Source organism: Frankiales bacterium (genome assembly GCA_016125335.1).
GTDB lineage: Bacteria > Actinomycetota > Actinomycetes > S36-B12 > CAIYMF01 > Longivirga.
Map to the genome: position 1 here is coordinate 31,464 of WGLY01000011.1, position 26,985 is coordinate 58,448.

Genomic DNA, 26,985 nt, shown 5'->3' on the forward strand with positions numbered 1-26,985 from the left:
CCGACCCGATGGACTCCGCCGAGATCCGCAGCCGGTTCCTGCGCTTCTTCACCGAGCGCGACCACACGCCCGTGCCGTCGGCGTCCCTGCTGCTCGACGACCCCACCCTGCTGTTCGTCAACGCCGGGATGGTGCCGTTCAAGCCGTACTTCCTCGGCGAGGCGCCCCCGCCCTGGGACCGGGCCACGTCCGTGCAGAAGGTCGTGCGCACCCTCGACATCGAGGAGGTCGGCAAGACCACCCGGCACGCGTCGTTCTTCCAGATGGCGGGCAACTTCAGCTTCGGCGACTACTTCAAGGAGGGGGCGATCCCCTTCGCGTGGGAGCTGCTCACCCGGCCGCAGGCCGACGGCGGCTTCGGCTTCCCCGAGGACCGGCTGTGGGCCACGGTCTACGACAGCGACGACGAGGCCTACGACATCTGGCACCGGGTGGTCGGCCTGCCCGACGACCGGATCCAGCGGCGCGACGCCAAGGACAACTACTGGTCGATGGGCGTGCCCGGCCCCGGTGGCCCGTGCTCGGAGATCTACTACGACCGCGGCCCGGAGCACGGCGCCGAGGGCGGGCCGGTCGCCGACGAGGACCGCTATCTCGAGGTGTGGAACCTCGTGTTCATGCAGCACGAGCTCTCGGCCGTGCGCTCGAAGACCGACTTCGACATCAAGGGTGACCTGCCGGCGCGCAACATCGACACGGGCATGGGCCTCGAGCGGATGGCCGCGATCCTCCAGGGGGTCGACAACATCTACGAGATCGACACCACGCGCCACATCCTCGACCGCGCCGCGGAGCTGTCGGGCGCGCGCTACGGCGTCGACCACGACACCGACGTGCGGCTGCGCGTCGTCGCCGACCACTCGCGCACGGTGGCCTTCCTCATCCAGGACGGCGTGCTGCCCGGCAACGAGGGGCGCGGCTACGTGCTGCGCCGGATCCTGCGCCGCGTGGTGCGCAACATGCGGCTGCTCGGCGCGCACGACCCGGTGATGGCCGAGCTGGTGGCGGCGTCGGTGCAGGCGATGGGGCCGCAGTACCCCGAGCTGCTCGCCGACTCCGGCCGCCTCACCAGCATCGCCGGCACGGAGGAGTCGCTGTTCGCGCAGACGCTGCGCACCGGCACCACGATCTTCGACACCGCCGTCGACGACCTGCGCCGCGCCGGCGGGTCGCGGCTCGCGGGCGACCAGGCCTTCGCGCTGCACGACACCTACGGCTTCCCGATCGACCTCACCCTCGAGATGGCGGCCGAGAAGGGCATCGAGGTCGACGAGGAGGGCTTCCGCCGGCTCATGGCCGAGCAGCGCGACCGGGCGAAGGCCGACGCCCGCCAGCGCAAGGCGGGGCTCACCAGCACCACCGTCTACCGCGACATCATGGACGCGTCCGGCACGACGACCTTCACCGGCTACGACGAGGTCGAGAGCGAGGGCAGGCTGCGCGGCATCGTCGTCGACGGCGTCGACGTCACCAGCGCCCGCGAGGGCGACGGGGTCGAGCTCGTGCTCGACCGCACGCCGTTCTACGCCGAGGGCGGCGGCCAGCTCGCCGACGCCGGGCTCGTGCGCCTGGCCAACGGCGCGGTGGTGGAGGTCGACGACGTCCAGCAGCCGGTGCCCGGCCTGTACGTGCACCGCGGCCGGGTGCTGTCGGGCGAGGCCGTCGTCGGGCAGGACGCGATCGGGTCGGTCGACCTCGAGCGCCGGCGCGCCATCTCGCGGGCCCACACCGCCACGCACATGGTGCACAAGGCCTTCCGCGAGGCCCTGGGCGAGACCGCCACGCAGATGGGCTCGGAGAACTCGCCGGGCCGGTTCCGCTTCGACTTCCCGCTCGCCTCGGCGGTGCCGGCGTCGGTGATGGCCGACGTCGAGTCGCGCGTGAACGAGGTGCTGGCCCAGGACCTGCTCGTCCACGCCGAGTACATGAGCCAGGACGAGGCGCGGGCCTCGGGTGCGATGGCCCTCTTCGGCGAGAAGTACGGCGACCGGGTGCGGGTGGTCTCGGTGGGCGACTGGGCCCGCGAGCTCTGCGGCGGCACCCACGCGCAGCGCTCCGGGCAGGTGGGCCTGGTGAAGTTCCTCTCCGAGGGCTCGATCGGTGCCGGCGTCCGCCGCGTGGAGGCCCTCGTGGGGGTCGACGCCTACCGCTTCCTGGCCCGTGAGCACCTCCTGGTGTCGCAGCTGGCGGAGATCGTCAAGGCCCGGCCCGAGGAGCTGCCCGAGCGCGTCGACGCCGCGCTGACCCGTCTGAAGGACGCCGAGCGCGAGGTGGCGCGGATGCGCTCGGCCGCGCTGGTCGCCAACATCGACGGCATCATCGGCGTCGCCCAGGAGTACGGGGCGGTGCGCATGTGGACCTTCACCGCGCCCGAGGGCACCGACGCCCCCGCCCTGCGCGACATGGTCACCAAGGGCCGCGACGCCGCCCGGCGCGAGATCCCTGCGGTGATCCTCGGCGCGGCCGCGCTCGACGGCAAGGTGTCGCTGGTGGCCGCCACCAACGAGGCCGGCCGGGCCCAGGGCGTGTCGGCCAACCGCGTGCTCCAGGCGGCGCTCGCCGAGGTCGGCGGCCGGGGCGGCGGCAAGGACGACATGGCGCAGGGCGGCGGGTCGGACCCGTCGCGGATCGACGCGGCCCTCGAGGCGGCCCGGGCCGCCGTGCGCACGGCGGTGGCGTGACCTCGCCCACATCCGGCGCCTTCCGGCGCGGAGTGCGGATCGGCGTCGACGTCGGGTCCGTCCGAGTCGGCGTGGCCCGCACCGACCCCGACGGCGTCCTCGCCGTGCCCGTGGCCACCCTCGCGCGCCCGCGCGCGGCCGCCGCGCCGCGCACGGACCTGGAGGGCCTGGTGGCGCTCGTGGCCGAGCTCGAGCCCCTCGAGGTGGTCGTGGGCCTGCCCGTGGCCCTCGACGGCACGGAGGGGCCGGCGGCCGTCGCGGTCCGGGCCTACGCCGCCGACCTCGCAGCGGCGCTGCGCGGCGCCGGGAACCCCGTGGGCGTCCGGCTCGTCGACGAGCGGATGACGACCGCCGCCGCCACCCGCGGGCTGCGCGCCGCCGGGCGGGACGCCCGCAGCGGCCGCGACGTCGTGGACCAGGCGGCGGCTGTCATCATCGTGCAGGACGCGCTCGACGCCGAGCGGTCCACCGGGCGGCCTCCGGGCGAGCTGCTGTCCGACGACCCAGGGAGGATCCGGCCATGAGCCAGCTCGGCCTCGGCATGGTGCACGACGACCCCGGCACCGGGCGCCGCCGGCGCACCGGCCGCGGCGCCGGCGCGGTGCTGGTGGCGCTGCTGGCGCTCGTCGTCGTCGCCGCCGCGGTCGCTCTCGCCCTGCGCTCGGCGTCCGGCGGCTCCGTGGACGACTACACCGGCGACGGCACCGGCACGGTGTCCGTCGTCGTGGCCAAGGGCGACACCGTGCGGCAGATCGGGCGCACCCTCGCCGCGGCGGGCGTCGTCGCCACCGAGCAGGCGTTCGTGGACGCGGCCGCCAACGACCCGCGGTCGCAGAGCATCGTGCCGGGCACCTACCAGATGCGCTCGCAGATGAGCGGCGCCGCCGCGGTCGCCCTGATGCTCGACCCGGCCTCCCGCCAGGTGGTGAAGATCGCCGTCCCTGAGGGCTGGCGCGTCGACCGCATCGTCGCGCAGGTGGTGCAGACCACCGGGCTGTCCGTCGACGAGGTCAAGGGCGCTCTGTCGCGGGCCGGCACGCTCGGGCTGCCTGCCTACGCGGAGGGCGACCCGGAGGGCTTCCTGTTCCCGGCCACCTACGAGTTCCAGCCGGGGGTCGGCGCCGACGAGGTGGTCACGGCGATGCTCCAGCGCTTCGACCAGGCCGCCCAGCAGGCAGGGCTCGAGGCCGGGGCGCGGCGGCTCGGGCTCACCCCGCTCCAGGTGGTGACCGTCGCGAGCATCCTCCAGATCGAGGGCGACACCAGCGACTACCCCAAGGTCGCCCGGGTCATCTACAACCGGCTCGCCCAGGGGATGCCCCTGCAGATGGACTCCACGGTCAACTACGCGCTGGGCACCAACAACCTCAAGCTGAGCGCCAGCGACCTGAAGACCGACTCGCCCTACAACACCTACCTCAACACCGGGCTGCCGCCGGGCCCGATCAGCGCGCCCGGCGACGACGCCCTCCACGCCGCGCTGCACCCGGCCAAGGGCAGCTGGCTGTACTTCGTGGCCACGGACCCGGCCAACCACGTGACGGAGTTCGCCACCACCTACGACCAGTTCCTCGCGCTGAAGCGCAAGTACCAGGCGAATGCCGGCTGAGCCGGCCCGTCGCCGTGCGGCGGTGCTCGGGCACCCGATCGCGCACTCGCTGTCGCCGGTGCTGCACCTCGCCGCCTACGGCGAGCTGGGCCTGGACTGGACCTACGAGCGGGTCGACGTCACCGAGGAGGCCCTGCCGGCGTTCGTGGCCGGGCTCGGCCCGGAGTGGGCCGGCCTGTCGCTGACCATGCCGCTCAAGCACGCCGTGCTGCCCCTGCTCGACTCCTACGACGACGTCGTGGCGGCCACGGGCGCGGCCAACACCGTGCTGCTGGGCGAGGGCGGGAGGCGGGGCGCCAACACCGACGTGGAGGGCGTCGTCGCGGTGCTCGACGAGCTGGCGGCCGGCCGGGGTGACGCGGTGGTGCTCGGGGGCGGGGCCACGGCGCGCTCGACGGTGGCCGCGCTGGCCCGCCGCGGCACCGCGCGGGTGACGGCGTACGCCCGCCGGCCCGGCGCGGCCGACGACCTGCGGGCCACCGCCGAGGCGGTCGGGGTCGCGCTGGAGGTCCGCCCCTGGGATCAGGCCGGATCCGGCCTGAACGCCGGCGTCGTGGTGAGCACCGTGCCCCGCGGCGTCGCCGACGCGCTCTCCGGCGCCGTGCCGGCGCGCGCGGGCACGCTGCTCGACGTCGTGTACGACCCGTGGCCCACCCCGCTGGCCGGGGCGTGGGCGGCGGCGGGCGGCGCCGTCGGGTCGGGCCTGGACCTGCTGCTGCACCAGGCGGTCGCCCAGGTGCGGCTCATGACCGGGCGCACGCCCACCGTGGCGGTCCTGCGCGCGGCGCTCGAGGCGGCCGCGGCCGCCCGCTGACCCTCGCGCGGACCGCCGACGGCGCGTCGCGTCCCGCCCATCGGACGGCTCGGCGGCCCGCCTCAAGCCCGCCTCCCGGAGGGCCGATGGGACACCGTGGCGTTCGTTCCTGTCGCCACGTCCGCGACGCGTCGAGGTGCTCCATGTCCGATCCTGTGTCCGGCCGCGCCGCTCGGCTCGACCGCGCCCTGCGCGACCTGCTCAGCCAGGCACCCGAGCTCGAAGCCGCGGCGGTGGTCTCCTTCGACGGCCTGGCGATGGCGTCCGCGCTGCCGCCGGGCATGGACGAGGACCGGGTCGCGGCCATGAGCGCGGCGCTGCTCTCGCTGGGCGAGAAGGCGGCGCAGGGCCTGGGCCGGGGCGACCTGTCGCAGGTCTACGTCGAGGGGGAGACCGGCACGGTGTTCCTGGTCTCCTGCGACGAGGAGGCCGTGCTCGTGGCGGTGGCCGCCGCCGGCGCCAAGGCCGGCCTCATGCTCTTCGAGGTGCGCCACGCCGCCGCCGCCATCGCCGACGTGCTGCGCACGGAGTCGGTCCCGGTGCCCGCGACGGTGGACGAGGCGGCCCTGGCCGAGGCGGAGGCGGCGTACGCCGCGCACAAGGCGGCGCAGGCGGCCCAGGCCGCCGCTGCGGCCGAGCTCGAGGTGCCGGCCGAGGCCGACGAGCCCGCCGAGCAGCCGCTGCTGACCTCGGCCGAGGCGGCGGCAGCCGAGGCGCTGCCCCCGGCGCCGGCCGTCGCCGTGGAGCCGGAGCAGCCCGCCGAGGCCGCACCCGCCGCCCCGGTCCCGCCCGTGCTGCTGCCCGCGGACTCCCCGACGTCCCTCGCGCGCGGCACCGGCACCTTCTTCCCCGAGGCCGGCGCAGACGGCCCGGACTCCGGCGCGCCGATGGTGCCCGACACCGTGCCCGACGACCTGGCCGACCCGGCGCCGAGCCTCTCGCTCGCGCCGTGGGAGGCCCCGCCGTCCGACCGCAGCTGGTCCTGACCGGCCCGCCCGACCCCGACCGAGCACGAACCCGAGCACCTGACCGCGAGAGGAGGCCCGCCCCGTGAACCTCGAGGGTTCGCTGGACGCCTTCGGGCTGCCCGACGTGTTCGCGCTGCTGGCCTCCACCGGCAAGTCCGGCGGCCTGCTGCTGCGCGCCACCGGGGCGTCGCCGCAGGTCGAAGGCGTGGTCTGGTTCCGCGAGGGGCGTGTCTCCGGAGCCAGCTCGGACCGTTCGCGGGCCTCCCTCGTGCGCCGCGTGGTGGGCTCCGGCGCCGTCGACGACGCCGCCCTGCGCCAGGCCGTGGCCCGGGCCGCCGGTGGCGGCATCGGCGTCGCGCGGGCGCTGCTCGAGGCCGGGGCGGTCGAGCCGGAGCTGCTGCGGCAGGCGGCCACCGACCAGACCGTGGACGCCGTCTTCGACCTCCTGCGCTGGCCCGCGGGGGAGTTCGGGTTCGACCAGGCCGCCGTGGACGTCGACGACGTCGGCGTGAGCCTCGACCACGCCCGGGTGCTGGCCGAGGCCCAGGCCCGGTCGGAGGCCTGGGCCCAGCTCGAGGCGCTGGTGCCCAGCCGCGACAGCGTGCTGGCCGTGCCCGTGGTGCTCCACCACGACCCCGAGGTCTCCCGCGACGAGTGGGCGCTGCTCGCGCTGGTGGACGGCCGTCGCCGGGTGCGCGACCTGGTCGAGCTGACCGGCGCCGGCCAGTTCGCGGTCACCACCACGCTCGCCCACCTGGTGCAGCGCGGCCTGCTGCACGTGCGCGACGCCTCGACCCCCGACCACGTGGGGGTCGTCGAGCGCCGCCTCGCGCTGCTCGCCCCGGTCGAGGGCGGCGAGGTCGGCGCGCACGCGCCCGCCCAGGCCGAGCCGGTCGTGCCGGCGCTGCCGGATCGCGAGCACCCCGTGCCTGCGCCCGCGGCGGCGACGCTGCCGCCCGGACCCGGCGCCCAGGGGATCACCGCCGCCGCGGCGCTGGCCGCCGCGCGGGCGGCCCAGGGCGTCTCCGCACCGGCCGGCGCGGGTGCGCTCGCGCGGCCCGCCGCCCGGCGCGAGGTCGTGCCGCCGCGGCCCGAGCCGTTCCTGCCGGGCCGCCGCCCGGAGCACCCGGAGCCCGGGGAACCGGGTCACGCAGCCCGTGCGGCCACCGGCACGGGCGGGGCCGTGTCCGGCACCGCCGTGGAGGGGGCCACGGCCCGGGCGCTGAGCGAGCCGGTGGCCGAGGCGGTCCCGGAGGGTGTCATCGAGCGCGATCCCGGCGTCAACCGCAGTCTGTTGTTGCGCCTGATCGCCGGGGTCCGGGGGTTGTGACCATGGCCGCACGCAAGTCCCGGCGTCAGGGCGGCCAGGCCGTCAAGATCGTCGTCACCGGCCCCTTCGCGGCCGGCAAGACGACGCTCATCCGGACGATCTCGGAGATCACCGTGCTCTCGACGGAGCGCGGCATCACCGACGAGACGCGCAGCCGCAAGGCCGAGACCACGGTCGCGATGGACTTCGGCCGCATCACGATCGACCGCGACCTCGTGCTCTACCTGTTCGGCACGCCCGGCCAGGAGCGGTTCGACTTCATGTGGGAGATCCTCGGCGAGGGGATGCTCGGCTACGTCCTGCTCCTCGACGCCGACCGCCCGGAGACCCACCCCGAGGCGCTGACGATCCTCGAGGCGTTCCGGCGCATGGCCCGGGTGCCGTTCGTGGTCGCGCTCAACCGCGCCGACGGGCTCGACACGAGGACGGAGAACGAGCTGCGCGACGCGCTGCTGCTCGACGACGCCGTGCCGGTCGTCCCCTGCGACGCCACCGACAAGGAGTCGGTCAAGACCGTGCTGCTGGCGCTGCTCTACTCGGTCCTCGACGAGATCGAGCAGACCGCGGCGCACGCGTAGGCCGCCATGTGGAGGCGACTGCGCGCCTGGCTCGGCCGCTCCGGACGAGGCGCCCCGAGCAGCGGCGGCCGCCATGCCCGCACCGACGCGCTCCCCGGCCCGCGCCCGGACGGGGTCGAGACGCCCGCGCGGCTCGCGGCATCGGACGCCGCACCCCCGGCCGCAGCGGTCCCGGCCGCCGCGCCCCCGCCGCCGCAGCGTCCCGTGCCGCCCGAACCGTCGCTCCAGCCGTCCGTGGCCGAGGTCGTGGCGGTGGCCACCACCGGCGCGGACTCGCCGACGCCGGGGGAGCGGGTCCCGCCAGGAACCCCGCCCGCACCGGCCGGCGCCGGGGTGCGGCTCGGGTTCGCCGACGGGGCGCACGTGGAGCTCGCTCCCGACGACCCGCGGCTGGCGGGGTTCCGCGCCGCGGCGCAGGCGCTGCTGGACGGCCGCGGCCCCTGAGGCCCGGTGGGGTCCCCGGCCGGCTGAGCCGGCGCGCCGGGAGGCCGCGACCCGGCTTCAGCCGGGCTCGCAGTGTGCCGAATGGGTGAGGGTGAGGTCGCGCCTGCGCGCCCTCGTGACGGTCGACGTGACGGACCCGAGAGGACGATCGTGAAGCAGCTGGGCGACATCCTCCTCGAGGGCGGTCTGGTCACGCGCGACCAGCTCGAGGTGGCGATGTCCGAGCAGAACCGCCTGGGCCGCAGCCTGGGCCGGGTGCTCGTGGACCAGGGCGTCCTCACCGAGGCCCAGCTGGTCGCCTCGCTCGCGGCCCAGATCGGCATGCGCTTCGTCGACCTCAGCGACCTCCAGGTGGACGGGTCCGCGCTGGCCCGCGTGCCCGGGCACGTGGCGCGTCGGCACACGGCGATCCCGATCGGGTACGAGGACGGCAAGCTCGTCGTGGCCATGGCCGACCCGGCCAACGTGTTCGCCATCGACGACATCCGCACGGTGGCGGGCGCCGCCGCCGGCGCGCACATCGACGTCAAGCCGGTCGTGGCCACGCGCAACGACGTCGTCGCCGCGATCGACCGCTACTACCGGGCCGGCGACGAGCTCGACGACCTCACCACCGAGCTCGACATGGGCGAGGAGGAGGAGGACCTCTCCAAGGTCAAGGAGATCACCGAGGACGCACCGATCGTCCGGTACGTGAACCTGCTCATCACGCAGGCCATCCAGGACCGCGCCTCGGACATCCACCTCGAGCCCACCGAGCAGGACCTCCGGGTGCGCTACCGCATCGACGGCGTGCTCCACGAGGTCATGCGCTCGCCCCGGGCGATCCAGTCCGGCGTCATCAGCCGGCTGAAGATCATGTCCGACATCAACATCGCCGAGCGCCGCATCCCGCAGGACGGCCGGCTCTCGGTGAACGCCAACGGCAAGAAGGTCGACCTGCGCGTGGCGACCCTCCCCACGGTGTGGGGCGAGAAGGTCGTCATGCGCATCCTGGACAACTCCACCGCGCGCATGGACCTCGAGGACCTCGGCTTCAGCCCGCACAACTTCGGCGTCTACGAGCAGTCGTACATCAAGCCGTACGGGATGATCCTGGTGACCGGGCCGACCGGCTCCGGCAAGTCCACGACGCTCTACGCCACGCTCAACGTGGTGAACAAGCCCGAGGTCAACATCATCACGGTGGAGGACCCGGTCGAGTACCGGTTGCCCGGCGTCAACCAGGTGCAGGTGAACAACAAGGCGGGGCTCAACTTCGCCGCGGCCCTGCGCTCGATCCTGCGGTCGGACCCCGACATCGTGCTCATCGGCGAGATCCGCGACCACGAGACCGCCCAGATCGCCATCGAGGCCTCGCTCACCGGTCACCTGGTGCTCTCGACCCTGCACACCAACGACGCCCCCAGCGCCATCACCCGGCTCACCGAGATGGGCATCGAGCCGTTCCTCGTGGGGTCGGCCGTCGACTGCGTGCTCGCCCAGCGGCTCGCACGGCGGCTGTGCTCCAAGTGCAAGGAGCCGTACGAGCCCACCGAGGAGCAGCTCGAGAAGATCGGGTTCAACCCCCGTCCGGGCGACCCGGCGCCCACCTTCTACCGGCCGGTCGGGTGCTCCACGTGCGCCAAGACCGGCTACAAGGGCCGGCTGGCCCTGCACGAGGTCATGGCCATGGACGACGACATCGAGCGGCTGACGGTCGAGCGGGCCTCGGCCACCGCGATCGGGGCGGTCGCCATCGACCACGGCATGCGCGTGCTGCGCGAGGACGGCCTGCTCAAGGCCAGCCAGGGCATCACGTCCCTGGACGAGGTCTTCCGCGTCGTCGCGTGACCCGCTCACCCTGCGTGCTCGGAAGGCTCAAGCGGAGGTCTCCGCGAACCGATGCCACGAAGGACGCCCGAGGTGTGTCGGGCGCGGAGTCGTAGGAGTGCTCGTGGAGACCACGCCGTACACCGCGGTCCCGGCTGCACCGGGCTACCCCGCGCCCCCGGCAGAGCCCACCGAGTCGGTGCCGCTGACCGCGACCGGCGAGCCGGCCATCGTGTCCTTCGGCGGCCCCGCGCCGGCCGAGCCCGCGCCGTACTCGCCCGAGCCCCCCGCCGCGCCCTACGAGCCCGCACCGTCCGCCGCGCCGGCCGAGCCGTACTCGCCGGTGCCCCCGGAGCAGCTCGCCCAGGCCTACGCCGAGCCCGCCTACGCCGAGCCCGCGTACGCCGAGCCCGTCCCCGCGGAGCCCGCCTACGTCGCGCCGGCGTACGCCGCCCCCGAGGCCGTCGCCCCCGCCTACCCCGCGCCGGCGCCGGAGACGGCCGTGCCGGTCGACCTCCCGGCCCCGGCCACCGCCCCGGTGGCGGCCCCCGCGCCCGCGCCGGCGTACCCGGCGTCGGCCTACCCGGCCCCGGTGGCGCCGGCCGAGCCGGCCCCGGCCGAGCCCGCGCCCGCCGCGGTGCCGCACGACTCGCGCCCGCAGGCGTCGTCGGTGTCCGTCGGGCACGAGGCGCTGATCGGGCGGCAGAGCACCGAGCAGCAGGTGCGCGACGACGACTTCAGCCTCGCCGACGCGCTCAACCAGATGCTCGACCGCGGCGCCTCCGACCTGCACCTGACGTCCGCCGCCAAGCCCACGGTCCGGGTGAGCGGCTCGCTGGTGCCGCTCGAGGACTTCGAGGTGCTGACCCCGCCCGTGCTCCAGCGGGTCATCTACGCGATCCTCACCCAGGCGCAGCGGCTGAAGTTCGAGGAGCAGCTCGAGCTCGACTTCGCGTACTCGCTGCCCGGGCGGGCGCGCTTCCGCGTCAACATCTACCGGCAGCGCGACGCGCTCGGCGCCGCGTTCCGCATCATCCCGTTCGAGATCAAGTCCCTGGAGAGCCTCGGCATCCCGCCGGCGGTGGCGAACTTCGCGAACCTGCCCCGCGGCTTCGTGCTGGTCACCGGGCCGACCGGCTCGGGCAAGTCCACCACGCTGGCCTCGGTGATCGACCTCGCGAACCGCACCCGGCGCGACCACATCATGACCGTCGAGGACCCGATCGAGTTCCTCCACCGGCACAAGAGCTGCCTGGTCAACCAGCGCGAGGTGGGGGAGGACACCTGGTCGTTCTCCAACGCGCTCAAGCACGTGCTGCGCCAGGACCCCGACATCATCCTCGTCGGCGAGATGCGCGACCTCGAGACCATCTCGGTGGCCCTCACCGCGGCCGAGACCGGCCACCTCGTCTTCGCCACCCTGCACACGCAGGACGCCGCCCAGACGATCGACCGCATCATCGACGTGTTTCCGCCGCACCAGCAGACGCAGGTGCGGGCGCAGCTCGCGATGGCGCTGCAGGGCGTCGTGTGCCAGACGCTGGCCAAGTCGGCCGACGGGCACGGCCGCGTGGTCGCCACCGAGGTGCTCGTCGTCACGCCTGCGGTGCGCAACCTGATCCGCGAGGGCAAGACGCACCAGATCTACTCCGTCATGCAGGCAGGAGCCGCGCACGGCATGCACACCCTCGACCAGCACCTGGCCGAGCTCGTCCGCACCCGCCGGATCACCTACGAGGTCGGTCTGGAGAAGTGCCACCACATCGAGGACTTCAACCGGCTCTGCGGCCGGGCCTGAGCGGTCGGGAGAGGACCAGGATCATGGCAGCAACCGCCACCTACGAGTACGCCGTCCGGGACCGCTCGGGCTCCATCGTCACGGGCAAGATCGACGCCGACTCGCCGGCGGCCGTGGCCTCCAAGCTCAAGAGCATGGGCTACGCCCCGGTCAAGATCTCCGTGGTCAAGAACAGCGGCCTCCAGATGGAGCTCAAGCTCCCCAAGCTGGGCGCCAAGGTGTCGCTCAAGGAGCTCGCGGTCTTCTCGCGGCAGTTCTCGACGATGATCAACTCCGGTCTGTCGATGCTGCGCGCCCTGTCGATCCTCGAGGAGCAGCAGCCCAACAAGACCTTCGCCGAGATCCTCACCGAGATCCGCCTCGAAGTGGAGTCCGGCTCGGCGCTGTCGATCTCGATGGGCCACCACCCCGAGGTCTTCCCGCCCCTCATGGTGAACATGATCCGGGCCGGCGAGGTGGGCGGCTTCCTCGACAAGGTGCTCAGCCAGATCGCCGACAACTACGAGGCCGAGGTCCGCCTGCGCGGCAAGGTGAAGTCCGCGATGACCTACCCGGTCGTCGTCCTCATCATGGCGATCCTCATGTCGATCGGCATGCTGCTGTTCATCGTGCCGACCTTCGCGGGCCTGTTCACCTCGCTCGGCGGCGAGCTGCCGGCGCCCACGCAGATGCTGGTGAACCTCTCCAACTTCCTCAAGGTCGCGATCATCCCGCTGGTCATCGTCGCGATCGTCGGCTCGGTCGTCTGGCGGCGGGTCAAGCACACCGAGCGCGTGCGCGAGGTGGTCGACCCGATCAAGCTCAAGGTGCCGATCTTCGGCCAGCTGTTCCGCAAGATCGCGCTGGCGCGGTTCTGCCGCAACCTCGGCACCATGCTCGCTTCGGGCGTGCCGATCCTCCAGAGCCTCGACATCGTGGCCGACACCTCGGGCAACGTGGTGGTCGCGCACGCGGTGCGCGACATCCAGGAGAGCGTCCGCAGCGGTGAGAGCCTCACCGAGCCGCTGAGCAAGCACGACATCTTCCCGGCCATGGTGGTGCAGATGCTGGCGGTCGGCGAGGACACCGGCGCGCTGGACACGATGCTGCACAAGATCAGCGACTTCTACGACGCCGAGGTGGAGTCGACGACGGAGCAGCTGACGGCGCTCATCGAACCGCTGATGATCGCCGTGCTCGGCGGCCTGGTCGGGTCGATGATCATCGCCCTCTACATGCCGATCTTCAAGATCTTCGACCTCATCAAGTAGGTCCTCACCTCCCCGACGGGGGCTTCGGCGAGCGGCGCCGGGGCCCCCGTCGCTGCGCCCCCCGGGGGAGGTCGTTCGTCGGGCCGGCCCCCGCCGAACGGACGAGATCGGCCCCCAGCGGGCACCGAACGGGTGACCTGCGGGCGTGGCGGTCTCAATGGAGGAGCACCGGGGCCCGACGTTCCCAGGGTCATAGCAGTTCGTCGGTCGACCCCGACGCGCACGGGCGCACCCGCCGCGAGGCGGGCGGGCCGGCTCGGTGCACGCCTTCGTCGTGAGGCGCGTGCCGGGTCGGCACGGCACGGGCGCGCCGGGCCGGCCGTCCCCCAGAAGGGCTCGGGCACATGATCGCTCGCCTCAGCACACAGACCGACGAGAGGGAAGGGGGCTTCACGCTCATCGAGCTCCTCGTCGTCATGATCATCATCGGCATCCTCGCCGCCATCGCGATCCCGGTGTTCCTCAACCAGCGCAAGAACGGCTGGAACGCTGCCGCGAAGACCGACCTGGCCAACTTCGGCCTGGCCGTCGAGTCCTCCGGTGTCGACCACGGCGGCAGCTTCACGGCCGTCCTGCTCACCACGCCGGGCAACGTCCTGGCCTCCGGGCAGACCCTCTACGCCGCGAAGCTGGCGTCCGGCTTCGAGTTCAGCGGCACCACGGACGTGACCGTCGTCCTGGGCGCGGCACCGTCGCCCACGGACTTCTGCATCATCGCCAACAACTCCAACGTGAGCGACGCGTGGTGGACCTACAGCCGCAAGCACGGCGGCCTCATGCCACTGCCGAAGGCCACACCGGTGGCGGCCGCCGCCCAGTGCGCGTGAGCCGATCGCTGGACGGGCGGGACGGCCCGGGACCCCTGGTGGTCCCGGGCCGTCCCGCGTCCCGGTCCCCTCGACGCCGGCGCTACGCCGTCCGGCGTACTCCCGGCAGGTCGTGGCAGCCGACCGTCAAGACCGGGTGGCGCCGGAGCCGATCACACGGTGTCGGACCGGCCGTCCAGGGCCGCTCCAGCACCAGCACGGAAGGGGACGGGCATGCTCGCTCGTATCCGCACCACCCGCGACGAGGGGGAGCAGGGCTTCACCCTGATCGAGCTCCTCGTCGTGATGATCATCATCGGCATCCTCGCCGCGATCGCGATCCCGACGTTCCTCAACCAGCGCAAGAACGGCTGGAACTCGGCGGCCAAGACCGACGTGTCGAACTTCGGCCTCGCGGTCGAGTCCTCCGCCGTCGACCAGGGCGGCGACTTCACCGCGGTCCTGCTCGGCGCCCAGGGCGACAAGCTCGCGGCCAACGGCGTGCTCGACGGCACCAAGGTGATCGCCGGCTTCGAGTTCACCGGCTCGCAGAACGTCGACGTCTACCTCGGCGCCGCCCCGGCCGGCTCGGACTTCTGCCTGGTCGGGAACAACACCAACGTCTCCGACGCGTGGTGGGTCTACAGCAAGGGCAAGGGCGGCCTGCAGCCGACCTCGTACGCCGACCTGGCGACCGCCGAGAGCAAGTGCTGACCGGCACCGCACCGCACCGAGAGGACCCGGGACTCGATCCCGGGTCCTCGTGCGTGGGCCTGCGTCGCGCGCCCGGTCACGGGGACGTCACGACCGACCGGTGGAGGCGAAATCAACCTCTCGGAGGACTCAAGGTCCCCGGGGCAGCGCCGATGCCTTGATCACGGTGCGGCCGACGCGGGTCGGTCGAAAACCTCATCCGGAAGGACAAGACCATGCTCTCTCGCGTCCGCACGGCGATCGAGAAGAAGGACGAGGGCTTCACCCTCATCGAGCTCCTCGTCGTCATGATCATCATCGGCATCCTCGCCGCGATCGCGATCCCGACGTTCCTCAACCAGCGCAAGAACGGCTGGAACTCGGCCGCCAAGACCGACGTGTCGAACTTCGGCCTCGCGGTCGAGTCCTCGGCCGTCGACCAGGGCGGCGACTTCACCAAGGTCCTGCTCGGCGCCCAGGGCGACAAGCTCTCGGCCAGCGGCGTGCTCGACGGCACCAAGGTGATCGCCGGCTTCGAGTTCACCGGCTCGCAGAACGTCGACGTCTACCAGGGCGCCGCCGCGGGCAGCAACACCTTCTGCCTGATCGCGAACAACACCAACGTCTCCGACGCCTGGTGGGTCTACAGCAAGGCCAAGGGCGGCCTCCAGCCGACTTCGTACGCCGACCTCGCGACCGCCGAGGGCAAGTGCTGATTGCGCACAACGCGCACCTCGTGCGGGGTGGTGCCCGGGAGCTTCCCGGGTGCCACCCCGCACCGCGTGACGGGGCGGACCGCACGGTCGTGGGCCCGGGTCACCCACTCGCTCCATCGGGGCGCACCGCTGGCTCAAGCCGCGCGCACGCCCGTCCGATGACCGCAAGAGCCGATCGAGATCCTGGGAGGGGCGCCGCATGCGCATCGACTCGCTGGCCACGCGCGTCGCACGGTGCCGCGACGACGACGGCGTGACCCTCATCGAGATCATGGTCGCGTTCTCGCTGCTGCTGGTGCTCTCCGCCGCCGTGGGCGCCGGACTGCTCGCCGTGCAGAAGTCGGCCATGACGTCCAAGGAGCGCAGCGCCGCCGCGAACCTCGCCACACGCGAGATCGAGGTGGTGCGCAACTGGTTCCACTCCAGCGACACCGCGCCCCTGGACGTGATGAACACCGGCGACACCGTCGACGGGGCGCCGCTGCCCGGCCAGACCGGGGCGCTCGTGGTCGACAACGTGCCCTACACCGTCAAGCGGCAGGTGGCCTGGCTGGTCACCGGCAACGGCGTCAGCGCCTGCGACGGCGGCAGCATCGTGACGTACCCGAGCATCAGCGTCCACGTCGAGGTGACCTGGCCGAACATGGGAAGTGTCCCGCCGGTGACCTCCGACACCGTGCTCACCCCGCCCAAGAGCGTGCTCAACTCGAGCAACGGCTACCTCGCCATCAAGGTGGTCAACCGCGACGGCAACGCGAACGCCGGCCGCACGGTGACCGCCACCGGCCCCGCGGGCACCTTCTCCGACACCACAGGCCCCGACGGGTGCGCGACGTTCGTGCTGAGCAAGGCAGGCACCTACACCGTGTCGCTCACCGAGGGCTCGAGCGGCTACATCGCCTTCAACGGCTCGACCAGCCAGGCCGTCGCCGTCAGCATCGGCAGCCTCGTGGTGCGCAGCTTCACCTACGACCTCGGCGTCTCGTTCCGCGCGACCCTGACCCCGCCGGCCGGGTTCTCGCTCCCGGCCACGCTGCCCGCCGTGGCGTTCGGCAACGCCGGCATCCTGCCCAGCGGCGTCTCGACGTTCGCTCCTGACGCGACCGGCACGGCACAGGTCGGGCCGCTCTGGCCGTTCGCCTCCGGCTACTCGGTCTGGGCCGGCAGCTGCACGGACAGCGACCCCGGCCTGACCGGCACGCGTCCGGCGCCCCTGAAGCCGGCCAAGGGCACCACCACCAACACCACGGCAGCACTCCAGGCCGTCGCCATCACGACCACCTACCTGGGGGCCCCCGTGGACGTCCCGGTCACCGCCACCTACAGCGGGTCGGGCAGCTGCCCGGCCGGCGACGGCACGCTCACGCTGGGCACAAGCGCTGCGGGCGTGCTCAACACCTCGCTCCCGTACGGGACGTGGACGCTCACCGCCACCATCGGCAGCGGCCCGGTGACCGGCATCGTGCAGCTCGACGCCTCCACCGGCGGCGTCGTCACCCTGGACGGTGCGTGATGCTGACGCGCACCCGTCGCCGCCTCGAGGCGGCCCGCCGCGGCGACGCCGGCGTCACCATGGCAGAGCTGTCCGTCACTGCGCTGGTCCTCGGCATGCTGGTGACGGTGCTCATCACCATGGTCACCGCCGGCCAGCGCATCTCGCTCGGCGTGCACGAGCGGCTCGACCAGACCAACCAGGCGACCATCGCGATGGAGCGGGTCACGCGCAACCTGCGCACGGCGGTGCTCCAGAGCCAGCTGACCACCACTTGCACGCTCTCGGTCTGCACCGACGCGGCGTTCCTCGTGGGATCGCCCACCTCCGTGCAGTTCTACGCCGACGTGAACAACCCCAAGAACAGCGTGGGCCCGAGCCGCGTGACCTACCAGGTGGTCAACGGCGTGCTCAGCGAGACGATCCAGAAGCCGGACTCGCCGACGCCGGACGCCAGCGGCTACCACTACTGCACGCCCAGCGCGACGTGCATCGTGCGCTCCACCGTGCTGGCCACCGGGGTCCAGACGACGAGCCCGGTCTTCAGCTACTACACCGCCCTGAACCCCAACACCGCGATGGCGATGGGATCGGGCGGGGTGCTCACCTCCGGCCAGCTCAAGCTCGTGGACAGCATCGACGTCCAGCTCACGGTGCTCGACGCCGGGGGCGCCAACGTCGCCGGCGCCACGCTGCTCCAGCGCGTCGCCCTGCCCAACGCCGACAGCGTCGTCCGCACGGATGGGACCTGAGATGAACCGAGTGCTCCGCAGGCTCCGGCGCTCCGACGCCGGTGTCGCGCTCGTCATGGTGATGGGCTGGATGATGGTGGTGGCCATGCTCGTGGCCGCCGCTACCGCCTACGCGATCCAGACCAACGTCGTGGCCCACAAGGGCCAGGACTGGGGCAGCGCGCTGTCCGCTGCCCAGGCCGGCATCGAGGACTACGTCGCCCGGCTCAACCGCAACGACAACTACGGCCGCATCTGGGACTGCACCAACCCGGCGCTCAAGGGCCCCAACCAGCCGGGCAACACCTGCGGCTGGACCTCCGCCACCCCCACCGGATGGGTGCCCGTGGTGGCGACCGAGCCCAACGGCCCCGCGTTCCACTACGACGTCGACGCGAGCAACCTGGACAAGAACGGCACGATCAGCGTGAGCTCGACCGGGCGCTCGGGCAACGAGACGCGCACCGTCGAGGCGGCCATCGGCCGCGGCGGCTCCACCGACTTCCTCTACTACACCGACCTCGAGCACGCGGACCCGGCCAACCAGTTCGTCTACCCCAGCGGCACGAACAAGTACTTCTGCGGCTCCAACGGCGCCCAGAAGGACATCTACTGGTACAGCCCGCCCATCGGCGGCTACGACCGGGCGAACTCCGGTTGCGTGGAGATCGGCTTCGCCAGCGGTGACGTGCTCGACGGCAAGGTGCACTTCAACGACCTGCCCAAGATGAACGCGGCGGGCGCGACGTTTCAGGCCTCCTACGAGACCTCCGCCCCGTCGTGCGCCACCGCCACGCCGCCGAGCTACGCCGGCTGCGTGCGCAGCGGCGGCCCCACGCCGATCTTCGGCTCGGTGTCGAACCCGATCCCGCCGAAGTACGTCGACCCGCTCTACCTCGACGACACGTCCGCCAAGTTCGCCACCTACCCCGGCTGCCACTACTACGGTGCTACCCGGATCAAGTTCAACGCCTCGCCGGCGGGGACGATGACGGTCTGGAGCAAGGACAGCGCCGGCAAGTCGGTGGGCGCCAACTGCGGGACGTTCACCGCGGCCAACGGCTACATGCAGTCCAACCTGCCCGTGCCCAACGACATGGTGATCTACGACAGCGCCGGCAGCGCCGCGCACCGGTGCCTGTCCGGCGAGATCGGCGACGGCCTGCCCCTGGGCACGTACGCGGGCAGCGACACCACGTCCTACACCTACGACCAGAACATGCTCCGGCCGAGCCAGTTCTGCGGTGTCGGGAACCTCTACATCGAGGGCAACGTGAAGGGCCGCGTGACGCTGGCGGCGGAGAACTCGATCACCGTCACGGGCGACCTCGTGCTCTCGAACGGGATCAACGGCACGGACCTGGTCGGCCTCGTCGCGGGCAACTCGGTCGAGGTGTACCACCCGTACGTCGACACCTGGGTCAGCACCACCGTGACGACGGGCTCCGGGAAGAAGCAGACCACCACCACCACGTGGGACTGGAAGGGCTCCCCCTCCGAGGTGTCCGGCTGGCCGCACCGCTACACCGACCCGTCGACCGGCACGGTCAACCCCACCAAGGGGATCCAGATCGACGCCTCGATCCAGACCCTCCAGCACAGCTTCTGGGTGCAGGAGTACAACAAGGGCAGCGGCTCCGGGACGCTCATGGTGCTCGGGTCGATCGCCCAGCGCTGGCGCGGCATCGTCGGCCAGGGCTCGGCCGGGTACATCAAGCTGTACAAGTACGACTCCCGCCTGAAGTACTCCTCGCCGCCCTACTTCCCGCAGTGGACCAACGCCAAGTGGGGCCCGCGACACACCGGTGAGCTCACGCCGGCGTACGACCCGTCCGGCAACTACCTAGGCTGACCCCTCGTGGCCTTCCTCGTCGTCGCGGCGGGGGTGCTCGGCCTGCTCATCGGCTCGTTCCTCAACGTGGTGATCCACCGCGTGCCGAGGGGCGAGTCGGTGGTGCGGCCGCGCTCCCGCTGCCCCCGGTGCGGCACCGAGCTCGGTGCGCGCGACAACGTCCCCGTGGTCTCGTGGCTGGTGCTGCGCGGGCGCTGCCGCACCTGCGGCGAGCCGATCTCCGCGCGCTACCCGCTGGTCGAGCTCGGCACGGGCCTGCTGTTCGCCCTCACCGCCTGGTGGGCCGGCTGGTCGTGGGAGCTGCCGGCCTACCTCTACCTCGCCGGCATCGCCGTCGCCCTGGCCGCCATCGACCTCGACGTCCGACGCCTCCCCGACGCCATCGTGCTCCCGTCCTACGTCGTGACGTTCGCGCTGCTGCTTCTCCCTGCCGTCGTGGAGGGCAGGTGGGACGACCTGCTGCACGCGGTGCTCACCGGCGCGGGGCTGTTCGCCTTCTACTTCCTGCTGGCCTTCATCTACCCGGCCGGCATGGGGTTCGGCGACGTGAAGCTCGCCGGCGTGCTCGGCATGTACCTCGGATGGGTCAACTGGCCGCTGGCCGTCATCGCGACGTTCTTCGCGTTCCTCATCGGCTCGGTCGTGGGGGTGGTGGTCATGGTCCGCAGCCGCAGCGGGCGCAAGACCAAGGTGCCCTTCGGCCCGTTCATGCTGCTCGGGACCTACCTGGCGCTGCTGTGGGGCCAGGACGTCATCGACTGGTACACCTCGCTCGCCGGTCTGTGACCCCAGGTGCCCGTCCCGGCGGGCTCACAGGTTCCCTCTCGTTCGTCCGCTCGTGACGCTCAAGCCCGGCTCACCATCCGCCGAAAGCGGAGAGGAAGAGTCACCGCATCCGTGGTGGCGGGCGAGAGGTGAGAACCGTGGCTGGTCGAACCGCGATCGGACTCGACATCGGCACGTCGAGCGTACGAGCGGCGCAGGTGACTGTGGCGAAGGGCTCTGCCGTCCTGGACCGGTTCGGTCAGGTAGGGCTCCCTCCCGGCGCCGTGCGTGACGGGGAGGTTGCCGACCCCGACGCCGTGGCCGACGCGCTCAAGGTGCTGTGGTCGCGCGCCAAGTTCACCAAGAAGGACGTCGTCCTCGGCATCTCCAACCAGAAGGTGTTCGTGCGCCTGGTGCAGGTGCCCTGGATGCCCGAGTCGGAGCTGCGCGCGTCCCTGAAGTTCCAGGTCGCCGACCTGGTGCCGATGCCGATCGACGAGGCGGTGCTCGACTTCGTCCCGCTCGAGGAGACGACGGCGGAGAGCTCGCGGCTGATCCGCGGTCTGCTGGTCGCCGCGAGCGAGGACATGGTCCTCGGCTCGATCCGGGCCTGCCAGAAGGCCGGGCTCAAGGTGACCACGGCCGACCTCACGCCCTTCGCGGTCCTGCGCTCCGCCGGCACCAACGACCCGCTGGGGCTCTCCGGCCCCGAGGCCGTGGTCGATGTCGGCGCCCGCGTGACCAACATCGTGGTCCACGAGGCCGGCGTGCCCAAGTTCGTGCGCATCCTGCTGCTCGGCGGCGACGACATCACCGGCGTCATGGTCGAGCGGCTCGGCATCCCCACCGCCGAGGCCGAGCGGCTCAAGCGCGACCACGCGGCGCTGTCCGCCCCGGCCGCCGGCGAGGCCAAGCGCGTCATCGACCAGGCCCTCGCCGAGTTCGTCGACGAGGTGCGCGGATCGGTCGACTACTACATCGCCACCAGCGGCAGCCGGCCGCTGTCGCGGCTCGTGCTCAGCGGCGGCGGCTCGCTCGCCGACGGGCTCGCCCAGCGGCTCGCGACCGCGGTGCGCACGCAGGTGGAGTACGGCCGGGCGTTCCAGACGCTGACGGTCGGCAAGACGGGCCTCGCGCCCGAGCAGGTGCAGTTCGTCGAGCCGCTGGCCGCCGTGCCCGTCGGCCTCGCGATGGGAGCGGTGTGATGGTGTCCTTCGGCCGCAGGGGCCAGACCGCCGAGGTCGAGGCCCCCCAGAGCGCGGCGGTGCACGAGCCCGCCCCGATGGACGCGCCGGCCGCGTCCTTCCCGAGGGTCAACCTCATCCCCGAGCAGATCGCCCGCGAGGTCCAGGTGCGGCGCGCCCGCGGGGTCCTCGTGGTCGCAGCGGCGGCCTCCGTCGCGGTCGTCGGCGGCCTCTACATGATGGCGGCGGGCGAGGTCAGCTCGGCCCAGGAGCAGCTGGACTCGGCCCAGGCGCGCAGCGCGCAGCTGGCCGCCGAGGCCGCGAAGTACGCCGACGTGCCCAAGGTGCAGGCCGAGCTCGTGGCGGCGCAGACCCAGCAGGTCACGGCGCTCGGCGGCGAGGTGCGCTGGTCGACGATCCTCAACAACCTCGCGCTCACGATGCCGTCCGGCGCCTCGCTCACCAGTCTCAAGGGCACGGTGAGCGGCCAGGCGCCGCAGGCGGCCAGCACGACCGGGGCGCCCGCCTCGACCAGCTCGACGAGCAGCGTGCTGGGCAACCCCGGCATCGGGACGATCAGCTACGAGGGCGAGGCGCTCACCAACGGCCGCCTCGCCGCCTTCCTCGAGGCGATCAGCCGCAACACCGGCCTCATCGACCCGTTCGCCACGACGGCCCAGGCGGCGCAGAACAGCACGGCCGCGGCGGGTTCCTCCGCCGCCACCACGAGCACGCAGCCGAAGTCGATCACCTTCGCCGCCTCGGCGACCGTGAGCAGCAAGGCGCTCAGCCACCGCTATGACGTGAAGGGCAGCTGACCATGGCCATCTCCGCCACGCAGAAGTGGTACGCCGGAGCCGCCGCCGCGTCGCTCGGCGTGCTGGCCGCCGGCTGGTTCCTGCTCGTCTCGCCGCAGCAGAGCAACGCCGAGGACATCAACGCGCAGGCCGACCGTGTCGCCGTGGCCAACCAGGCCGCGGAGTCGCAGATCGCCCAGCTCAAGGCGCAGTACTCCGACCTGCCCAGCCTGCAGAGCAAGATCGCGTCGATCCGCACCCGGATCCCGCAGACGCCGGACGAGCCGTCGCTGCTGCGCCAGATCTCGAAGGTCGCCAAGGCGTCCGGCGTCACGCTGGTGTCCATCCAGCTCCAGACCCCCGGCGTGATCGCGTCGGGCCAGGCGGGCGCGGCCGCGGCCAAGGGCGACAGCAACCCGCTGTCCGCCCCGGGCGCCGTGTCGTCGATCCCGATCTCGATGCAGGTCGAGGGCACCTTCGCGAACACGCGGCTGTTCCTCAACGCGGTCGAGGGCATGCAGCGCGCGATGCTCGTCACCGGGCTGGACATCAGCCGGTCGGTCGACAACACCACCGGTGCCGTGTCGCTCACCACCAACGTCTCCTCGGCCGTGTTCATGGCCAACCCCGGCGGGATCGTGGCGCCTCCGGCGTCGTCGTCCGCCTCCGTCCCCGTCACCAACGCCGTCTCCCCGAGCTGAGGGTCTGGAGCCACGATGTCCGAGCCCATGTTCCCCAGTCCTGACGGCGGCGCCGCCGCGCCGGCGCCCGCAGCGACGAGCGTCGAGTCCGGCAGCAACCGCCGGGCGCTGCTCGCCGTCGGCGGTGTCGCCGCCGCCCTCGTGGTCGGTGCCGGTGCCTACTTCCTCATGAGCTCCGGGTCCTCGGACCCGGTGCCCACTGCGGCACCGCCGGCCAGCGCGCCCGCCGCGGCCGCCTCGCCGTCGGCGAGCCCGACCAAGGCCAAGCCCGCCGTCGTGCGGCCGGCCTCGGCGTCGCTCACCAACCGCGACCCGTTCAAGCCGCTGTTCGCGCCGAAGCCGGCCAGCACGGCCTCGAGCGGCAGCGGGTCGGCCGGGACGCCGTCGAGCGCCCCCACCAGCCCGGTGACCCCGGCGACGCCGCCGGCCACGCCCTCGGTGACCCTGGCCGTGTCGAAGATCGACGCGAAGGGGCAGAAGGCGACGATCGCGGTGGACGGCAAGCCCTACAGCGTCGGCGTCGGCCAGTTGTTCGCGACGAACTTCATGATGTACTCGGTCTTCAACGGCCAGTGCGTCGGAGTGCTCTTCGGCGACCAGAGCGTGCCGGTGTGCGTGAACTCGCCGCAGACGGTCAGCCCCTGACCGTCACCCCCAGCACCACGAGGGCCGTCCCGTCCGCGGGGCGGCCCTCGTCCGTGCCGGGACCTCCGCGCATGACAGGATTCGGGCCATGCTGCGCTGGCTGACCGCGGGGGAGTCGCACGGCCCTGCCCTCGTCGCGATCCTCGAGGGGCTCCCGGCCGGTGTCGAGGTCACCACGGCGGACCTCGAGCGCGACCTCGCCCGCCGCCGGCTCGGGATCGGTCGCGGTGCGCGGATGAAGTTCGAGCGCGACGAGGTGCGGCTGCTCGGCGGTGTGCGGCACGGTCGCACGATGGGCGGTCCGGTCGCGGTCGAGGTGGGCAACACGGAGTGGCCCAAGTGGGAGACCGTGATGTCGGCGGACCCGGTGGATCCGGCCGAGCTCGAGGGCGTGGCGCGCAACGCGCCGCTCACCCGGCCCCGCCCCGGCCACGCCGACCTCGTGGGCATGCAGAAGTACGGCTTCGACGACGCCCGTCCGGTGCTCGAGCGTGCGAGCGCGCGGGAGACCGCCGCCCGCGTGGCGCTCGGCGCCGTGGCCAAGGCCTTCCTCGCGCAGACCGTCGGCGCGCACGTGCTCTCGCACGTCGTCGAGCTCGGCGCGGCGTCGGCCCCGCCCGGCTCGGTGCCCGGGCCCGACGACCTCGACCGGATCGACGCCGACCCGGCGCGCTGCCTGGACCCCGGCGCGAGCGCGGCCATGCAGGCGGAGGTGGAGTCCGCGCACAAGGACGGCGACACCCTCGGGGGAGTCGTGGAGGTCGTCGTCCACGGGCTCCCGCCGGGCCTCGGCAGCCACGTGCACTGGGACCGGCGGCTCGACGCGCGCCTCGCCGCCGCGCTCATGGGCATCCAGGCCATCAAGGGCGTGGAGGTCGGCGACGGCTTCGACCTCGCCCGCACCCGGGGCTCGCTGGCGCAGGACGAGATCGTGCCGGGGGAGTCCGGCGTGCGTCGGCTGTCCGGACGCAGCGGCGGCACCGAGGGCGGCATGACGACGGGCGAGGTGCTGCGCGTGCGCGCCGCCATGAAGCCGATCTCGACGATCCCGCGCGCGCTGCGGACCGTCGACGTCGCGACCGGTGAGCCGGCCCAGGCGATCAACCAGCGCTCCGACGTGTGCGCCGTGCCGGCCGCCGGCGTGGTGGCCGAGGCGATGGTGGCCCTCGTGCTCGCCGACGCCGTGCTCGAGAAGTTCGGCGGCGACTCGGTCGCCGAGACCGCCCGCAACGCGGCTGCCTACCGGGCCGCACTCGTGGTGTCGTAGTCCGGTGGCTCCTCGCGTGGTGCTCGTCGGCGTCCCCGGCTCGGGCAAGACGACGGTGGGCACGCTGCTGGCCGAGCGCCTCGGCGTCGCCTTCCGCGACACGGACCAGGACGTCGAGCGCGCGGCGGGGACCAGCGTGCCGGACATCTTCGTGGAGCATGGCGAGGCGCACTTCCGCGACCTCGAGCGCAGCGCCGTGGCGCGCGCGCTCGACGAGCACGACGGCGTGCTCGCCCTCGGCGGCGGCGCGGTGCTCGACGCCGGCACCCGCGCGCTGCTCGCGGACCAGCCCACCGTGTGGCTCCAGGTGGGCGCGGCGGCGGGGGCGCACCGCGTGGGCCTGGACGTGCCGAGGCCGGTGCTGCTCGGCAACGTGCGCGGCCGGCTCGCGACGCTCGTGGGCGAGCGGGCACCGCTCTACGCCGAGGTGGCCCGGCTCGTGGTCGACACCGAGGACCGCACCCCCGACGAGGTGGCCGACCTCGTCCTCGCCGGACTCGGGCTGGACCGGGCCGATGGCTGAGAGCACCCGCATCACCGTCGCCGGCGAGCGGCCCTACGACGTCGTCGTCGGCCGCGGCCTCGACCACCTGCTCGCCGAGGCGCTGACCCCGTCCACGAGGCGGGCGGCGGTGATCCATCCCGCCTCGCGCGAGGGCGACGGCCGCCGGCTGGCGCAGGCCCTGGCGGAGTCCGGCGTCGAGCCGCTGCCGCTCGCCATCCCCGACGCCGAGGCCGGCAAGACCGCGCGGGTGGCCGAGCAGTGCTGGGCCGCGCTGGGCCGGGCCGGGTTCACCCGCTCCGACCTCGTGGTGGGCGTCGGCGGGGGAGCCACCACCGACCTCGCCGGGTTCGTGGCCGCCACGTGGCTGCGCGGCGTGCGGTTCGTGTCCGTGCCCACGTCGCTGCTCGGCATGGTCGACGCGGCCGTGGGCGGCAAGACCGGGATCAACACCGCCGAGGGTAAGAACCTCGTGGGCGCGTTCCACGAGCCCGCGCTGGTGCTCTGCGACCTCGACGCCCTCATGACCCTGCCCGCCGACGACCTCGTGGCCGGGCTCGCCGAGGTGGTCAAGGTGGGGCTCACCTCGGACCCGGTGATCCTCGACCTCGTGGAGCAGGACCCCGCCGTGGCGGTCGACGCCGAGGGGCCGGTGCTGCGCGAGCTGGTCGAGCGCGCGGTGACCGTGAAGGCCGTCGTCGTGGCCGACGACCTGCGCGAGTCGCGCGCCGGCGGCCTGGGCCGCGAGGTGCTCAACTACGGCCACACCTTCGGGCACGCGGTGGAGCTCGTCGAGGGGTACCGCTGGCGGCACGGCCACGCGGTGAGCGTCGGGCTCTGCTACGTCGCCGCGCTCGCCCGGCTGGCCGGCCGCCTGCCCGACGCCGACGCCGAGCGGCACGCCAGCATTCTGCGCTCGCTCGCCCTGCCGACCCGGTACGCCGGGGGCCGCTTCGACGCGCTGCTCGAGGCGATGCGTGTGGACAAGAAGTCCCGCGGCGACCTCCTGCGGTTCGTCGTGCTCGACGGCATCGGCCGCCCGGGGCTGCTCGAGGGCCCGGACCCGGACCTTCTCGTCGCGGCCTACCGCGAGATCTCGGAGGAGACCCCATGACCCGCGTGCTCGTCCTCAACGGCCCGAACCTCGCGCGGCTCGGCTCGCGGGAGCCCGACGTCTACGGCGCCTCCACGTACGACGACCTGCGCGAGCTGTGCGTCTCCGAGGGCGCCGCGCTCGGGCTCGAGGTGGAGGTGCGCCAGACCGACGACGAGGCCGAGCTCGTCCGGTGGCTGCACGAGGCGGCCGACTCGGCCACCCCGGTGGTGCTCAACCCGGCGGCGTTCACCCACTACTCGTACGCCCTGCGCGACGCGTGCGCGCAGGCGACCGCCCCGCTGGTGGAGGTGCACATCTCCAACCCCGCGGCGCGCGAGGAGTTCCGGCACACCAGCGTGGTGGCCGCCGTCGCGACCGGCACCATCGCCGGGTTCGGGCTCGACTCCTACGTGCTGGCGCTGCGCGCCGTCGCCGCCCGGGTCTGACCCCCGCC

Annotated in this window: 26 protein-coding genes; all 26 read left to right on the top strand. The window is 73.1% G+C overall.

Annotated elements, in window-relative coordinates:
• Positions 1-8: 8 nt before the first annotated feature.
• A complete protein-coding gene (alaS, locus tag GC157_06675) occupies positions 9-2,681 on the top strand; it encodes an alanine--tRNA ligase (protein MBI1377149.1) in 2,673 nt (890 codons plus the stop codon).
• Complete coding sequence (gene ruvX / locus GC157_06680; GenBank protein ID MBI1377150.1) at positions 2,678-3,205, top strand: Holliday junction resolvase RuvX; 528 nt, start codon at positions 2,678-2,680, stop codon at positions 3,203-3,205. Before alaS ends, ruvX begins: the two co-directional genes overlap by 4 nt.
• Positions 3,202-4,290 carry an endolytic transglycosylase MltG gene (gene mltG, locus GC157_06685; protein ID MBI1377151.1) on the top strand — a complete coding sequence of 363 codons (1,089 nt, stop codon included), beginning with the start codon at positions 3,202-3,204 and terminating at the stop codon, positions 4,288-4,290. The genes ruvX and mltG overlap by 4 nt, the downstream gene beginning before the upstream one ends.
• On the top strand, positions 4,280-5,104 hold the full coding sequence (locus GC157_06690; protein ID MBI1377152.1) for a shikimate dehydrogenase: 825 nt from the start codon (positions 4,280-4,282) through the stop codon (positions 5,102-5,104). Before mltG ends, GC157_06690 begins: the two co-directional genes overlap by 11 nt.
• Before the next feature lie 143 nt (positions 5,105-5,247).
• Complete coding sequence (locus GC157_06695) at positions 5,248-6,090, top strand: hypothetical protein (GenBank protein MBI1377153.1); 843 nt, start codon at positions 5,248-5,250, stop codon at positions 6,088-6,090.
• 64 nt (positions 6,091-6,154) lie between these two features.
• Entirely contained in the window at positions 6,155-7,402 is a 1,248-nt protein-coding gene (locus GC157_06700; GenBank protein ID MBI1377154.1) for a DUF4388 domain-containing protein, read from the top strand.
• A gap of 2 nt (positions 7,403-7,404) precedes the next feature.
• Positions 7,405-7,980: a GTP-binding protein gene (locus GC157_06705; GenBank protein ID MBI1377155.1), complete on the top strand. Its 576-nt coding sequence runs from the start codon at positions 7,405-7,407 to the stop codon at positions 7,978-7,980.
• A gap of 204 nt (positions 7,981-8,184) precedes the next feature.
• Positions 8,185-8,424: a hypothetical protein gene (locus GC157_06710; GenBank protein MBI1377156.1), complete on the top strand. Its 240-nt coding sequence runs from the start codon at positions 8,185-8,187 to the stop codon at positions 8,422-8,424.
• 150 nt (positions 8,425-8,574) lie between these two features.
• Positions 8,575-10,257 (top strand): type II secretion system protein GspE, encoded by a 1,683-nt coding sequence (locus tag GC157_06715; protein ID MBI1377157.1) that lies wholly within the window; start codon positions 8,575-8,577, stop codon positions 10,255-10,257.
• Between the two features lie 481 nt (positions 10,258-10,738).
• The gene (locus GC157_06720) at positions 10,739-12,034 is read left to right on the top strand and encodes a PilT/PilU family type 4a pilus ATPase (GenBank protein MBI1377158.1); all 1,296 of its coding nucleotides are present in this window, start codon (positions 10,739-10,741) and stop codon (positions 12,032-12,034) included.
• 23 nt (positions 12,035-12,057) lie between these two features.
• Positions 12,058-13,284, top strand: a complete 1,227-nt coding sequence (locus GC157_06725) for a type II secretion system F family protein (GenBank protein MBI1377159.1) — start codon at positions 12,058-12,060, stop codon at positions 13,282-13,284.
• Positions 13,285-13,628: 344 nt separating this feature from the next.
• Positions 13,629-14,111 carry a prepilin-type N-terminal cleavage/methylation domain-containing protein gene (locus GC157_06730; GenBank protein MBI1377160.1) on the top strand — a complete coding sequence of 161 codons (483 nt, stop codon included), beginning with the start codon at positions 13,629-13,631 and terminating at the stop codon, positions 14,109-14,111.
• Between the two features lie 213 nt (positions 14,112-14,324).
• Positions 14,325-14,804, top strand: a complete 480-nt coding sequence (locus tag GC157_06735) for a prepilin-type N-terminal cleavage/methylation domain-containing protein (GenBank protein ID MBI1377161.1) — start codon at positions 14,325-14,327, stop codon at positions 14,802-14,804.
• A gap of 215 nt (positions 14,805-15,019) precedes the next feature.
• Positions 15,020-15,499: a prepilin-type N-terminal cleavage/methylation domain-containing protein gene (locus GC157_06740; GenBank protein MBI1377162.1), complete on the top strand. Its 480-nt coding sequence runs from the start codon at positions 15,020-15,022 to the stop codon at positions 15,497-15,499.
• Between the two features lie 199 nt (positions 15,500-15,698).
• Positions 15,699-17,012, top strand: a complete 1,314-nt coding sequence (locus GC157_06745) for a hypothetical protein (GenBank protein ID MBI1377163.1) — start codon at positions 15,699-15,701, stop codon at positions 17,010-17,012.
• The gene (locus GC157_06750; GenBank protein ID MBI1377164.1) at positions 17,009-17,743 is read left to right on the top strand and encodes a hypothetical protein; all 735 of its coding nucleotides are present in this window, start codon (positions 17,009-17,011) and stop codon (positions 17,741-17,743) included. The genes GC157_06745 and GC157_06750 overlap by 4 nt, the downstream gene beginning before the upstream one ends.
• 1 nt (position 17,744) lies before the next feature.
• On the top strand, positions 17,745-19,574 hold the full coding sequence (locus tag GC157_06755; GenBank protein ID MBI1377165.1) for a hypothetical protein: 1,830 nt from the start codon (positions 17,745-17,747) through the stop codon (positions 19,572-19,574).
• Between the two features lie 6 nt (positions 19,575-19,580).
• Positions 19,581-20,360, top strand: coding sequence for a prepilin peptidase (locus GC157_06760; GenBank protein MBI1377166.1), 780 nt, complete (start codon positions 19,581-19,583; stop codon positions 20,358-20,360).
• A gap of 137 nt (positions 20,361-20,497) precedes the next feature.
• Positions 20,498-21,544 (top strand): type IV pilus assembly protein PilM, encoded by a 1,047-nt coding sequence (pilM, locus tag GC157_06765; GenBank protein MBI1377167.1) that lies wholly within the window; start codon positions 20,498-20,500, stop codon positions 21,542-21,544.
• Positions 21,544-22,341, top strand: a complete 798-nt coding sequence (locus GC157_06770) for a hypothetical protein (GenBank protein MBI1377168.1) — start codon at positions 21,544-21,546, stop codon at positions 22,339-22,341. Before pilM ends, GC157_06770 begins: the two co-directional genes overlap by 1 nt.
• A 2-nt stretch (positions 22,342-22,343) precedes the next feature.
• Positions 22,344-23,021: a hypothetical protein gene (locus GC157_06775; GenBank protein ID MBI1377169.1), complete on the top strand. Its 678-nt coding sequence runs from the start codon at positions 22,344-22,346 to the stop codon at positions 23,019-23,021.
• 15 nt (positions 23,022-23,036) lie between these two features.
• Positions 23,037-23,666 carry a hypothetical protein gene (locus GC157_06780; protein ID MBI1377170.1) on the top strand — a complete coding sequence of 210 codons (630 nt, stop codon included), beginning with the start codon at positions 23,037-23,039 and terminating at the stop codon, positions 23,664-23,666.
• A gap of 88 nt (positions 23,667-23,754) precedes the next feature.
• On the top strand, positions 23,755-24,933 hold the full coding sequence (gene aroC, locus GC157_06785) for a chorismate synthase (GenBank protein MBI1377171.1): 1,179 nt from the start codon (positions 23,755-23,757) through the stop codon (positions 24,931-24,933).
• Between the two features lie 4 nt (positions 24,934-24,937).
• On the top strand, positions 24,938-25,456 hold the full coding sequence (locus tag GC157_06790; protein MBI1377172.1) for a shikimate kinase: 519 nt from the start codon (positions 24,938-24,940) through the stop codon (positions 25,454-25,456).
• The gene (locus tag GC157_06795; protein ID MBI1377173.1) at positions 25,449-26,549 is read left to right on the top strand and encodes a 3-dehydroquinate synthase; all 1,101 of its coding nucleotides are present in this window, start codon (positions 25,449-25,451) and stop codon (positions 26,547-26,549) included. The genes GC157_06790 and GC157_06795 overlap by 8 nt, the downstream gene beginning before the upstream one ends.
• Entirely contained in the window at positions 26,546-26,977 is a 432-nt protein-coding gene (gene aroQ, locus GC157_06800) for a type II 3-dehydroquinate dehydratase (protein MBI1377174.1), read from the top strand. The genes GC157_06795 and aroQ overlap by 4 nt, the downstream gene beginning before the upstream one ends.
• Positions 26,978-26,985: the final 8 nt, after the last annotated feature.